The organism is Geodermatophilus dictyosporus (genome assembly GCF_900115505.1).
GTDB classification, from domain to species: Bacteria; Actinomycetota; Actinomycetes; order Mycobacteriales; family Geodermatophilaceae; genus Geodermatophilus; species Geodermatophilus dictyosporus.
Genome location: NZ_FOWQ01000001.1, coordinates 544,681 through 557,094, shown reverse-complemented (window position 1 = coordinate 557,094; position 12,414 = coordinate 544,681). Strand labels below are relative to the sequence as shown.

Here is a 12,414-nt window from a genome sequence, read left to right as displayed (position 1 = left end):
GAACCGACGACGACGCACCGGATCCGCTGGCGACGCGGGCGGGTGACCGCGACCGGCCGCAGCTGGCGCGACGCCCTCGAGCTCACCGTGCAGGTGCCCGGCGACGGCGAGGTCCGGTCGCTGGCGCACCCCTCGCTGGTCGGCGTCCCCGAGGTCGGCGACGAGGTGCTGCTCAACACCACCGCCTGGGCACAGCGCCTGGGCACCGGCGGGTACGCCCTCGTCGTCGCCGTCCCCGACCGGCTGCCGCCCGACCCCGCCGGCCCCGGTCACCTGGTCAAGGCCCGCTACACCCCGATGCAGGTCAGCGTGCAGGGCGTCGACGAGCAGGACACCGAGCACCACGCCGCGATCGCCGAGGCCGACGACCTCGGCGGCATGCCGGTCGTCGTCGCCGACCTGCACTCCGCGCTGCCGGCGGCGCTGATCGGCGTCTTCGCCACCGACCCCGACCTCAGGGTCGCCTACGTCATGACCGACGGCGGGGCCCTGGTGGCCGGGTTCTCCCGCACCCTGCACACGCTGGCCCGGTCGCTGGCCGGCGTGGTCACCGTCGGCCAGGCCTTCGGCGGCGACCTCGAGGCCGTCACGCTGCACAGCGGCCTGCTCGCCGCGAAGCACGTGCTCGGCGCCGACGTCACGATCGTCACCCAGGGGCCGGGCAACCTGGGCACCGGGACGCCGTGGGGCTTCTCCGGGGTGGCCGCCGGCGAGGCGTGCAACGCGGTGTCGGTGCTCGGCGGGGAGCCGATCGGCGCGCTGCGCATCTCCGACGCCGACCCGCGCCCGCGCCACCGCGGCGTGTCCCACCACTCGCTGACCGCCTTCGGCCGCGTCGCGCTGGCCGGGGTGACGCTGGTCGCGCCGCGCGGACTGGGCTCGGAGCTGGGCAGCCAGGTCGACGAGGACCTCGCCTCCCAGCCCGAGCGCAACGAGGTCGTGTGGGTCGACACCGAGGGCCTCGACGAGGCGCTGCAGCTGTCCCCGGTGACGCTGTCGACGATGGGCCGCGGCTGGCCCGAGGAGCGCGCCTACTTCCTGGCCGCCGCGGCCGCCGGTCGCTACGCCGCCGTCCAGGTGCCGCTGCCCGACGAGACCTGACCGCGCACCCCGCGGCGGTCACATCGAGGCGATCAGCTTCTCCACGCGCTCGTCGACGCTCTTGAACGGGTCCTTGCACAGCACGGTGCGCTGGGCCTGGTCGTTGAGCTTGAGGTGCACCCAGTCGACGGTGAAGTCCCGCCGCTTCTCCTGAGCCTTGCGGATGAACTCGCCGCGCAGCTTGGCGCGGGTCGTCTGCGGCGGCACGTTCTTGGCCTCGAACACCCGCGGCTCGTGCGCCACCCGCTCCACCTGCCCGCGCCGCTCCAGCAGGTAGTACAGCCCCCGACGGCGGCTGATGTCGTGGTAGGCGAGGTCCATCTGCGCCACCCGCGGCGAGGACAGCGACAGGTCGTGCTTGGCCCGGTAGCGCTCGATGAGCGAGAGCTTGGTGGCCCAGTCGATCTCCCGGTCGATGAGCGAGAGGTCGCCGGAGTCGACCGCCTTGAGCACCCGCCCCCACAGCTCGAGCATCTGCCGGTGCACCGGCCCGAAGCCCTCGCGGTCGACGAACTCCGCGGCCCGGGCGTGGTACTCGGCCTGGATCTCCAGCGCCGACATCTCCTTGCCGTTGGCCAGGCGCACCTTGCGGCGGCCGGTGATGTCGTGGCTGATCTCGCGGATGGCGCGGATCGGGTTCTCCAGCGCCATGTCCCGGATCGGCACCCCGGCCTCGATCATCCGCAGCACCAGGTCGGTGACGGTGACCTTGAGCAGCGTCGTCGTCTCGTTCATGTTCGAGTCGCCGACGATGACGTGCAGCCGGCGGTAGCGCTCGGCGTCGGCGTGCGGCTCGTCGCGGGTGTTGATGATCGGCCGCGAGCGGGTGGTCGCCGAGGACACGCCCTCCCAGATGTGCTCGGCGCGCTGGCTCACGCAGTAGATCGCCCCGCGCGGGGTCTGCAGCACCTTGCCCGCCCCGACCACCAGCTGCCGGCTGACCAGGAACGGGATGAGCACGTCGGCCAGCCGGCTGAACTCCCCGTGCCGGCCGACCAGGTAGTTCTCGTGGCAGCCGTAGCTGTTGCCCGCCGAGTCGGTGTTGTTCTTGAACAGGTAGATGTCCCCGGTGACACCCTCCTCGGCCAGCCGCTGCTCGGCGTCGACCAGCAGGCCCTCGAGGATCCGCTCACCGGCCTTGTCGTGGACGACGAGCTCGGTGAGGTCGTCGCACTCGGCGGTGGCGTACTCGGGGTGGCTGCCGACGTCGAGGTAGAGCCGCGAGCCGTTGCGCAGGAACACGTTGGAGCTGCGCCCCCACGAGACCACCCGGCGGAACAGGTAGCGCGCGACCTCGTCCGGGGACAGTCGCCGCTGTCCCCGGAAGGTGCACGTGACGCCGTACTCGGTCTCGATCCCGAAGATCCGTCGGTCCACGGACCGAGCCTAGGCGCCGGATGCGACTCCGGCCGGATCCCGGCGCGGCCCGCCGCTCAGGACGACGTCGCGCCCTCGGTGCCGCCGTCGGTGCCCCCGTCGGTGCCCCCGTCGGTGCCACCGCCCACACCGTCGGCCGGGCCGGTCTGCGGGCCGCTGCCCTCACCCGAGCCGGCCGTGCCGCCGGCGGTGTCCGGCGCCGCCGGGTCCCCCAGGCCCGCCGGCGTGCCCGGCTGCGGCGCGCTCGGCGTGTGCGCGTGCGTGGCGCCCCCGGCCGCCTCCCCGGCAGTGCCGTCCCCGGCGGACCGGTCGCCGAGCAGGCTCCCCAGCGCGGCGCCCACGACCCGGCGGAAGGCCCGCTTGGGCCGGCGCCGGTCGAGGACGGCGACCTCGAGCTGGCTCGCCGGCAGCAGGCCGTCGCCGCCGCCGTTCGCGGTGGCGTTGCTGCTGCCCGACATCGCCGGGCTCGACGCCGACAGGGCGCGGACGCCGACCATCAGCGCCTCGCGCAGGTCCAGGCCCGACCGGAAGTCCTCCCGCAGGCGCGCGGTGACGGCGTCGGCCTGCCCGCCCATGACGATGAAGTCCGGCTCGTCGACGACCGAGCCGTCGAAGGTCAGCCGGTACAGCTGGTCGCCCTCGGCGACCTCGCCCACCTCGGCGACGCACAGCTCGACCTCGAAGGGCTTGGTCTGCTGGGTGAAGATCTCGCCGAGGGTCTGCGCGTAGGCGTTCGCGATGACCCGGCCGGTGACGTCACGGCGGTTGTAGGAGTAGCCGCGGACGTCGGCCAGCCGCACGCCGGCCACCCGCAGGCTCTCGAACTCGCTGTAGCGGCCCACCGCGGCGAAGCCGATCCGGTCGTAGATCTCGCCGACCTTGTGCAGCGTGGAGCTGGGGTTCTCGGCGATGAACAGGACGCCGTCGGCGTAGGTGAGGACGGCGACGCTGCGGCCGCGGGAGATGCCCTTGCGGGCGTACTCCGAGCGGTCGCGCATCAGCTGCTCGGGCGAGGCGTAGTACGGCATGGTCATGGCGGTCAGCCCTGCCCCTCGGCGGCGGCCCGCTCGTCGGTGATGGTCCCGGCGACGGCGGCGACGTCGTCGTCGGTCAGGCGGACCGCGCCCTCGGCGTCGACCCGGTAGACGATCGGGTACAGCCGGCGCACCGGGTCGGGGCCGCCGGTGGCGGAGTCGTCGTCGGCGGCGTCGTAGAGCGCCTCGACCAGGCTGCGGGTGGCCGTGTCGCCGTCGAGACCGGGCCGCCAGGTCTTCTTCAGCGAGTTGCGGGCGAACAGCGAGCCCGAGCCCACCGCGGAGTAGCCACGCTCCTCGTAGTTCCCGCCGGTGACGTCGTAGCTGAAGATCCGGCCCGGGGTGGTGCCGGGCGCGGCGTCGAGGTCGTAGCCGGCGAACAGCGGGACGACGGCCAGGCCCTGCAGCGCGGCACCGAGGTTGCCGCGGATCATCTGCGCCAGCCGGTTGGCCTTGCCGTCGAGGCTGAGGGTCAGGCCCTCGATCTTCTCGTAGTGCTCGAGCTCGACCTGGTAGAGCTTCACCATCTCGATGGCGATGCCCGCCGCGCCGGCGATGCCGATCACCGACCAGCTGTCGGCCGGGTACACCTTCTCGATGTCGCGGCTGGAGATCAGGTTGCCCATCGTCGCGCGCCGGTCGCCGCCCATGAGGACGCCGCCGTCGTAGGTGACCGCGACGATCGTCGTGCCGTGCGGGGTGAGGTCACCGACCGGGATCTGCGGCACCGGCCGGCGGCCGGGCAGCAGGTCGGGGGCGGTGACGCCGAGGAAGTCGGTGAAGGACGAACCCACCCGGTCCAGGTAGGCGGGCGGGAAGCCGCTCCGGCCGGTGTGCGACTGGGTCAACCCGTCCACCTCTCCGCCCCGCTCGGGGGTGCTGATCGACGTGCCGCGGGGACCCGCAGCGCCTGTCGTCGACCCTACCGGCGTGGCTGACGGCCCACCCGGGACGCCAGGGGACGCGGTGGAGGGTGCTGGCTGTGGCCTCGCGGCGGCGGCGTCGCTCGCCGTCCTCCTCGGCGTTGCCGCGGGGGACGGGCCGGGGTCACTCGGCGGCCGGCCGATCCAGGGAGGCGATCAGGGCCGCGACCCGGGCGCGCACCTCGTCGTGCACGGAGCACCCGGCGGCCCGGCGACGGACGGCCAGTCCACTGGGTCCGGCTGACCATTGCCTCGACCGGGGTGTGCGCTCGTGGGCCCCCTGATCGTCCGCCCGAGCCGGTGCAGCGCGGTGCCGCTCGACGTATCGGGCGGCGGCGCGCAGCACCGTGGGGTCGTCCTTGAACTGACCCAGGCCGCCGTTGCACCCGAAGCACAGCAACTGGCGCACTCGGCCGGTGTCGTGGTCGTGGTCGACGTGCGCGGCCGGCTGGACCTCACAGATGGCGCAGGCACCGCCCTGAGCCTCGAGCATCACGTCCGCTTCCTCTGCGGTGATGCCATACCGACGACTGAGGTGATATGACCGAGAACCGCCGACCTTCTCACGCGAGACGCGACCTCGCGTGTTGTGGCAGGGCTTGCAGTAAGCGTGGTAGCCACTTGCTGTTCGCGTGGTGCGCACGAAATCCTCCAGTGGGAGAACGCGGTCACAATCGGCGCACCACTTCGACCCGTCAGGGATCTCCAGTCCGGGTGGCGGCCGCCGGTAGACGCGAGGCGTGGTCCGCCGCGCCTCGCGACTCCGGGCTGACCGCTCAGCAGCATGCTGTCTGCAGTAGAAGGCGAGACCGTCGCGGGATCGCGCGTTCTTGGCGAACTCCGCGACGGGTCTGTGCGCCCTGCAGTCCTTGCAGAACTTCGTCTCCGACATTTTGTCGGAGATTACTCACTCGCCGCCTTTTTGTACGTAACTACGCACGAACTCCTCGGCGTTCTCCTCGAGGACGTCGTCGATCTCATCGAGGATGGCGTCGACGTCCTCGGACATCTCCTTGTGCCGCTCGGCGACCTCGGTGTCGACCGAGGCCTCGACCTCGTCGGTCTCCTCGCGCGTCCGCGTCGCCTTCTGCTGCCCGCCGGTGTCCCTGGTGGCCACGTGCCCTCCCCTGGTGCGCGCCGAGTGCGTGCTGCTGCTGAAGCTACCCGCTGGTACCGACATCCGTCGGCCGCCGACGCGGCGACGGGTCAGCGCGGCGGGGGTGCGGCGCCGAGGCGGTCGAGCAGCGCGGCCCGGATCGCCGGCCGGGTGCCGAACACCAGCAGGAACAGCGCCTCCCGCAGCGTCCGCTCGGCGTCGCTGCCCGAGCGCACCGCGCCGCTGCCCGTGGCCACCGCGAGCGCCCCGGCCGCCCGGTGCGCGAGCGCCGCGGCCTCGGCCCGGGCGGCGGGCAGGTCGTCGGGGCCCGCGGCGCCGAGGCGGGCCCGCACGGCGGCCACCTCGCCGTCCAGCGGCGAGGGACCCACCAGCCGGGTGCAGCGGCGCACCAGGCCCAGGGCCAGCGAGCCGTTGACCCGCAGCGTCGCCGCGTCCGACGCCAGCACCTCGGCGAACGGGCGGCGCCGCACCAGGCGGTCGGCCGGCACCCGGTGGCCGGCCAGCTGCAGTTCCACCGTCGCGCTGGCCTGCACGGCCACCAGCGGCTGCGCCTCCACCGCCAGGGTGGGCCCCTCGGCGGCGTCGACCAGCACGAAGGCCACGTCCGCGCCGTCGCGGGCGGCGACCAGCAGCACGTCGACGGCGCCCCAGCCGGTCACCCAGGGCACCGCGCCGTCGAGCACCAGGTCGCCGTCGTCGGCCCGCACCCTCATCGCCGGCGGGCCCGGCCGGGTGGCCGCCTGCAGCGCCACCCCGGCGCGCCGCCGGCCGGCGCACAGGTCGGCCAGCAGGTCCGCGTGGGTGCCCGCGGCGGCCAGCCTGGCGACCACGCCCAGGTGCTGCAGCCAGACGAACGTCGTCGCCAGATCACCGGCGGCGAGCTCCTCGACGACGGCGGCGACGGTGACCGCGTCGACGCCGAGTCCGCCGGCCGGGCGCGGTCCGGTCAGCCCGTAGAGCCCGGCGCCGGCCAGTGCGTCGAGGTGCCCGCGCGGCACGGTCCCGGCCGCCTCCACCGCGGCGGCCGACGGCGCCAGCAGGTCCGCGGCCAGCTGTCGCGCCGTGGCGACGAGGTCGGCCACCTAGCCGCCGGTGATCGTGTCGACCAGCTCCTGCGCCGTCGACGTCGACTCGAACAGCAGGCCGACGTGCTCGCGGGTGCCGCGCAGCGGCTCCATCGTCGGGATCCGCACCAGGTTCTCCCGGCCCAGGTCGAACACCACCGAGTCCCAGGAGGCCGCGGCCACCTGCGCGGGGAAGCGCCGCAGGCACTCGCCGCGGAAGAACGCGCGGGTGTCGACCGGCGGGCTGACCACGGCGCGGGCGACCTCCTCGTCGGTGAGCAGCCGCCGCATCGAGCCGCGCGCCACGAGCCGGTGGTAGAGCCCCTTCTCCGGGCGCACGTCGGAGTACTGCAGGTCGACCAGCTGCAGCCGCGAGTCGCCCCACTCCAGCCCGTCGCGGGAACGGTAGCCCTCGAGCAGCCGCAGCTTGGCCGGCCAGTCCAGGCGGTCGGCCAGCCGCAGGGGGTCGGTGGCGAGGTCGTCGAGCACCTCGGCCCAGCGGCGCAGCACGTCGGTGGTCTGCTCGTCGGCCTGGCCGCCGCGGTCGACGAAGCGCTCGGCCTGGTCGAGGTAGGCGCGCTGCACGTCGAGCGCGGTCATCCGGCGGCCGTCGCGCAGCCGCAGGACGTGGGTGAGGGAGGGGTCGTGGCTGACCGCCTGCAGCGCGGCGACCGGCTCCTCGACGGTGAGGTCCTGCGACAGCGCCCGCGCCTCGATCATGGCCAGCACCAGCGACGTCGTCCCGACTTTGAGGTAGGTGGACAGCTCCGCGAGGTTGGCGTCGCCGATGATGACGTGCAGCCGGCGGTACTCGTCGGGGTTGGCGTGCGGCTCGTCGCGGGTGTTGATGATCGGCCGCTTGAGCGTGGTCTCCAGGCCCACCTCGACCTCGAAGAAGTCGGCGCGCGAGGAGATCTGGAAGCCCTTGGTGCGGCCCTCGGTGCCGATGCCGACGCGGCCGGCGCCGGCGAAGACCTGCCGGGTGACGAAGAACGGGACGAGCCCGCGGATGATGTCGATGAACGGCGTCCGGCGGTCCATCAGGTAGTTCTCGTGCGCGCCGTAGCTGGCGCCCTTGCCGTCGGTGTTGTTCTTGTAGAGCTGGATGGCAGTGGTGCCGGGGATCCGCGCGGCCCGCCGGGCGGCCTCGGCCATGACCCGTTCCCCGGCCTTGTCCCACAGCACGACGTCGCGCGGGTTGGTGACCTCCGGCGTCGAGTACTCCGGGTGGGCGTGGTCGACGTAGAGGCGCGCGCCGTTGGTGAGGATGACGTTGGCCATCCCCGAGTCCTCGTCGAGGTCGGTGTGGTCGAGCGCCTGCGCCGGCGAGAGGTCGAACCCGCGGGCATCGCGCAGCGGCGACTCCTCCTCGAAGTCCCAGCGCGGACGGCGGCGGGTCGGGGCGTCGGCCACCGCCCAGGCGTTCACCACCTGGCTGGAGAGGGTGGTCGGGTTGGCCGTGGGCTGCCCGGGGACCGAGATGCCGTACTCGACCTCGGTCCCCATCACCCGCCGAACGCTCATGCGACCGAGACTAGGCGTCACCGGCGCGGCGCCCGCGGCGGCACGGGCCCCCGGCGGCACGGGGCCGGGCCGGCGCAGCCGTCCACCAGGGACCGGCGGGTCGGCTCGTCGGGGTGGGGCGCGTCCTCGGGCGGGTCGGCGACCTCGGTGCCCACCGGCTCGGCCTCGTGGGGGCGCGGAGCGCGGCACGGGTGGTCGCCGGCCGGCGCCCCGGCGGAGCGGGCGCAGCAGCGCCGTCCGGGGTGGGACGCCGTCCGGGCACCCCGCGCGGGGTGCCCGGACGGGACCTCAGAGGTACTGGCCGGTGTTGGTGGCCGTGTCGATGGCCCGGCCGGACTCGCTGCCCTTGCCGCTGATGAGCGTGCGGATGTAGACGATCCGCTCGCCCTTCTTACCCGAGATCCGCGCCCAGTCGTCGGGGTTGGTGGTGTTGGGCAGGTCCTCGTTCTCCTTGAACTCGTCGACGCAGGCCTGCATGAGGTGGCCGACCCGCAGGCCCGCCGTCCCGGTCTCCAGGTTCTCCTTGATGGCCATCTTCTTCGCGCGGTCGACGATGTTCTGCAGCATCGCGCCGGAGTTGAAGTCCTTGAAGTAGAGGACCTCCTTGTCACCGTTGGCGTAGGTGACCTCCAGGAAGCGGTTCTCCTCGCTCTCGGTGTACATCCGCTCGACGGTGCGCTGGATCATCGCCTGGATGGTGGCCTCGGCGCTGCCGTAGTTCTCGGCCAGGTCGTCGGCGTGGATGGGCAGCGTCGGCGTCAGGTACTTGCTGAAGATGTCGCGCGCGGCCTCGGCGTCCGGGCGCTCGATCTTGATCTTCACGTCGAGCCGGCCGGGGCGCAGGATCGCGGGGTCGATCATGTCCTCGCGGTTGGAGGCGCCGATGACGATCACGTTCTCCAGGCCCTCGACGCCGTCGATCTCGCTGAGCAGCTGCGGCACGATCGTCGACTCGACGTCGGAGGACACGCCCGACCCTCGGGTGCGGAAGATCGAGTCCATCTCGTCGAAGAACACGATGACCGGCGTGCCCTCGCTGGCCTTCTCCCGGGCGCGCTGGAACACCAGCCGGATGTGCCGCTCGGTCTCGCCGACGTACTTGTTGAGCAGCTCCGGGCCCTTGATGTTGAGGAAGTAGGACTTCGCCTGCCCCTCCCCCTTCACCGCGGAGACCTTCTTGGCCAGCGAGTTGGCCACCGCCTTGGCGATCAGCGTCTTGCCGCAGCCGGGCGGGCCGTAGAGCAGGATGCCCTTGGGCGGGCGCAGCTCGTACTCGCGGAACAGGTCGGCGTGCAGGAACGGCAGCTCCACGGCGTCGCGGATCTGCTCGATCTGCCGGGACAGCCCGCCGATGTCGGAGTAGTCGATGTCGGGGACCTCCTCGAGGACGAGCTCCTCGACCTCGCTCTTGGGGATCCGCTCGTACACGTAGCCCGACCGCGTCTCCAGCAGCAGCGAGTCGCCCACCCGCAGGGGCTGGTCGGTGAGCGAGTCGGCGAGGAAGACCACCCGCTCCTCGTCGGTGTGGCCGATGACCAGCGCCCGCGGGGTGAGGCCGTCGACCGGCTCGAGCAGCTCCTTGAGCATGACGACGTCGCCCTGCTTCTCGAAGCCGCGCGCCTCGACGACGTTCATCGCCTCGTTGAGCATGACCTCCTGGCCGGGCCGCAGCTGCTCGCCCTCGACGGCCGGGGAGACCGACACCCGCAGCTTGCGGCCGCCGGTGAACACGTCGACCGTGCCGTCGTCGAACCGGGTCAGGAAGACGCCGTAGCCCGACGGCGGCTGCCCGAGCCGGTCGACCTCCTCCTTGAGCGTGACCAGCTGCTCGCGCGCGTCGCGCAGGGTGCCGGCCAGCTTGTCGTTGCGCTCGGAGAGGAAGGCCGCCCGGCCCTCCGCCTCGGCGATCCGCTCCTCCAGGGCGCGCACCTGCCGGGGGCTGTCGGCCACCTTGCGACGCAGGAGACCGATCTCCTCCTCGAGGTAGGAGATCTGGGCGAGCAGCGCGGACACGTCCCGTTCACGCCGCGCCCGGAACTCGTCGGGACCACTTCCAAGGCCGGAGCCCATCGCGCACCTCCGCACACATCGGGGGGAGCCAGGAGGCAAATCTATACACGCGGACCGACAGCCCGCCGGGGGCTCGCGCAGTCCGTGACGCCCTCGTCACGTTCCCCCGACGCGGTGATCCGGCCCCGGTGCGGGGCCCCGCGCCGGGCTCGCGAGGCGTGGGGGCACCGGGGTCCTCCTACTTCGCGGCGCGGCGCTGGCGGGTCGGGGCGACGACGCCCTCGGCCAGCCGCCGGGCGGTCACCAGGAAGGCGGTGTGCGCCACCATCCGGTGCTCGGGGCGCACCGCCAGGCCCACGGCGTGCCACGGGCGCACCAGCGACTCCCAGGCGTAGGGCTCGGTCCACCCGCCCTGCGCGCGCAGCGCCTCGACGTAGGTGGACAGCTGGGTGACGGTGGCGACGTAGCCGACGAGCACGCCACCGGGGCGCAGGGCCGCGGCCACGGTGGGCAGCACCGCCCAGGGCTCGAGCATGTCGAGCACGACGCGGTCGACGACCTCCTCGGCGGGGTGGTCGGCGAGGTCGCCGAGGCGCAGGTCCCAGGTGTCGGGGACGCCGCCGAAGAAGGCGCTCACGTTGCCGCGGGCGACGTCGGCGAAGTCCTCCCGCCGCTCGTAGCTGGTGACCCGGCCGTGCTCGCCGACGGCGCGCAGCAGCGAGCAGGTCAGCGCGCCGGACCCGGCACCGGCCTCCAGCACGCGCATGCCCGGGCCGATGTCACCGCTGCCGACGATCTGGGCGGCGTCCTTGGGGTAGATCACCTGCGCGCCGCGGGGCATGGACAGCACGAAGTCGGCCAGCAGGGGGCGCAGCGCCAGGTAGCCGGTGTTCGCGGTGGAGTGCACGACCGAGCCCTCGGGGGCGCCGATGAGGTCGTCGTGGGCGATGGCGCCGCGGTGGGTGTGGAACTGCTTGCCGGGCGTGAGGACGACGGTGTGCAACCGGCCCTTGGGGTCGGTGAGCTGCACCCGGTCGCCGGCGGCGAACGCCCCGGGCGCCGGCTCGACCGTGCCCGGCCGCTCCTCGGCCGCCGGCAGGGGCCCGGCAGCCGGCGCCGGCTCGGGCTGGGGGGCGTCGGTCGGCTCGGGCTGCGGGTCCACGGGCGGCCAGCCTAGGCGAGGGCGGTCGGCGGGCTCCCCGGCGCGGGTGCCGCGGAACTGTCGGTGGCCCGGCCTAGCCTCGGGTGCGTGACTGCAGTGTTCTCCTCCGACACGGCGTCCGGCGGCGAGCGGTCCCCCGAGGGGGAGCGGGCACCGCGGCGGCCGTCGCTGTCGCCGAGCCGCGCGGCGGACTTCAAGACCTGCCCGCTGCTCTACCGCTTCCGCACCATCGACCGGCTGCCGGAGAAGAAGAGCGCGGCCGCGGTGCGCGGCACGCTGGTGCACGCCGTCCTCGAGCGGCTCTACGACCTGCCCGCCGCCGAGCGCACCGTCGACGCCGCGCGCGGCCTGGTCGGCCCGGCGTGGGAGGAGCTGCGCACCGACCCCGAGGTCGCCGCGCTGTTCACCGCCGGCGACGAGGGCATCGAGCCGCCGTCGCTGGAGACGTGGCTGGCCTCGGCCGGGAAGCTGGTGGAGACCTACTTCACCCTCGAGGACCCGACCCGCATCCAGCCCGAGGGCCGCGAGGAGCTGGTCGAGGTCACGCTGCCCGACGGGTTGCTGCTGCGCGGGTACGTCGACCGGCTCGACGTCGCCCGCAACGGCGCGCTGCGGGTGGTCGACTACAAGACCGGCTCGATGCCGCGGGAGGCGTTCGAGTCCAAGGCGCTGTTCCAGATGAAGTTCTACGCGCTGGTGCTGTGGCGCACCCGCGGCGTGGTGGCCAGCCAGCTCAAGCTCATCTACCTCGGCGACGGCGACGCGCTGACCTACGCCCCCGAGGAGGGCGAGCTGGTGCGCTTCGAGCGCACGCTGCTGGCCATCTGGGCGGCGATCGAGCGGGCGGTGTCCACCGGCGACTTCCGGCCCAACCGCACCCGGCTGTGCGACTGGTGCGACCACCAGGCGCTGTGCCCCTCCTTCGGCGGCACTCCCCCGCCGTTCCCCGCCGAGGCCGCCGCCGCGGCCGGCTGGCCGACGCTGCCCGTCGTCGAGCGGGACTGACCCCCGCTCTGCCCCGCCGTCTCACGGTCCCCCCTGTGCGAGGTGACCGGGGCCTGGACGGCTACAAGTTGGGGATAACGGTCGTCTCCCCGACCGC

Annotated in this window: 11 protein-coding genes; 2 read left to right on the top strand and 9 right to left on the bottom strand. The window is 73.5% G+C overall.

Features of this window, described 5'->3' with window-relative positions; translation table 11 throughout:
* The first annotated feature begins 42 nt into the window (after window positions 1-42).
* Window positions 43-1,101 carry a DUF3866 family protein gene (locus tag BMZ33_RS02560; RefSeq protein ID WP_169063790.1) on the top strand — a complete coding sequence of 353 codons (1,059 nt, stop codon included), beginning with the start codon at window positions 43-45 and terminating at the stop codon, window positions 1,099-1,101.
* 18 nt (window positions 1,102-1,119) lie between these two features.
* On the opposite strand, the gene pafA is transcribed toward BMZ33_RS02560, so the two are convergent.
* The 9 genes from pafA to BMZ33_RS02515 form a co-directional block, all read right to left on the bottom strand.
* Window positions 1,120-2,478, bottom strand: coding sequence for a Pup--protein ligase (pafA, locus tag BMZ33_RS02555; RefSeq protein WP_091107407.1), 1,359 nt, complete (start codon window positions 2,476-2,478; stop codon window positions 1,120-1,122).
* Between the two features lie 56 nt (window positions 2,479-2,534).
* The gene (prcA, locus tag BMZ33_RS02550; protein ID WP_091107405.1) at window positions 2,535-3,512 is read right to left on the bottom strand and encodes a proteasome subunit alpha; all 978 of its coding nucleotides are present in this window, start codon (window positions 3,510-3,512) and stop codon (window positions 2,535-2,537) included.
* A 5-nt stretch (window positions 3,513-3,517) separates the two neighbouring features.
* Entirely contained in the window at window positions 3,518-4,360 is an 843-nt protein-coding gene (prcB, locus tag BMZ33_RS02545) for a proteasome subunit beta (protein ID WP_091107403.1), read from the bottom strand.
* 199 nt (window positions 4,361-4,559) lie between these two features.
* Window positions 4,560-4,928 carry an endonuclease VII domain-containing protein gene (locus BMZ33_RS23905; protein WP_244524233.1) on the bottom strand — a complete coding sequence of 123 codons (369 nt, stop codon included), beginning with the start codon at window positions 4,926-4,928 and terminating at the stop codon, window positions 4,560-4,562.
* 414 nt (window positions 4,929-5,342) lie between these two features.
* Window positions 5,343-5,552 (bottom strand): ubiquitin-like protein Pup, encoded by a 210-nt coding sequence (locus BMZ33_RS02535; RefSeq protein ID WP_091107399.1) that lies wholly within the window; start codon window positions 5,550-5,552, stop codon window positions 5,343-5,345.
* Window positions 5,553-5,641: 89 nt separating this feature from the next.
* Window positions 5,642-6,634: an acyl-CoA dehydrogenase family protein gene (locus BMZ33_RS02530; protein ID WP_091107395.1), complete on the bottom strand. Its 993-nt coding sequence runs from the start codon at window positions 6,632-6,634 to the stop codon at window positions 5,642-5,644.
* Window positions 6,635-8,140, bottom strand: a complete 1,506-nt coding sequence (gene dop / locus BMZ33_RS02525) for a depupylase/deamidase Dop (RefSeq protein WP_091107394.1) — start codon at window positions 8,138-8,140, stop codon at window positions 6,635-6,637.
* Between the two features lie 288 nt (window positions 8,141-8,428).
* Window positions 8,429-10,153, bottom strand: a complete 1,725-nt coding sequence (gene arc / locus BMZ33_RS02520; RefSeq protein ID WP_169063788.1) for a proteasome ATPase — start codon at window positions 10,151-10,153, stop codon at window positions 8,429-8,431.
* 235 nt (window positions 10,154-10,388) lie between these two features.
* Window positions 10,389-11,312, bottom strand: a complete 924-nt coding sequence (locus BMZ33_RS02515) for a tRNA (adenine-N1)-methyltransferase (RefSeq protein ID WP_169063787.1) — start codon at window positions 11,310-11,312, stop codon at window positions 10,389-10,391.
* Between the two features lie 87 nt (window positions 11,313-11,399).
* On the opposite strand from BMZ33_RS02515, the gene BMZ33_RS02510 reads away from it, so the two are divergent.
* Entirely contained in the window at window positions 11,400-12,317 is a 918-nt protein-coding gene (locus BMZ33_RS02510) for a RecB family exonuclease (protein ID WP_091107390.1), read from the top strand.
* The last annotated feature ends 97 nt before the right edge of the window (window positions 12,318-12,414 follow it).

What these genes read in the sequence shown, in the direction of transcription:
- prcA (WP_091107405.1), bottom strand. Translation starts at nt 3,512, where the DNA reads ATGACCATGCCGTACTACGCCTCGCCCGAGCAGCTGATGCGCGACCGC.
- dop (WP_091107394.1), bottom strand. Translation starts at nt 8,140, where the DNA reads ATGAGCGTTCGGCGGGTGATGGGGACCGAGGTCGAGTACGGCATCTCG.
- BMZ33_RS23905 (WP_244524233.1), bottom strand. Translation starts at nt 4,928, where the DNA reads ATGCTCGAGGCTCAGGGCGGTGCCTGCGCCATCTGTGAGGTCCAGCCG.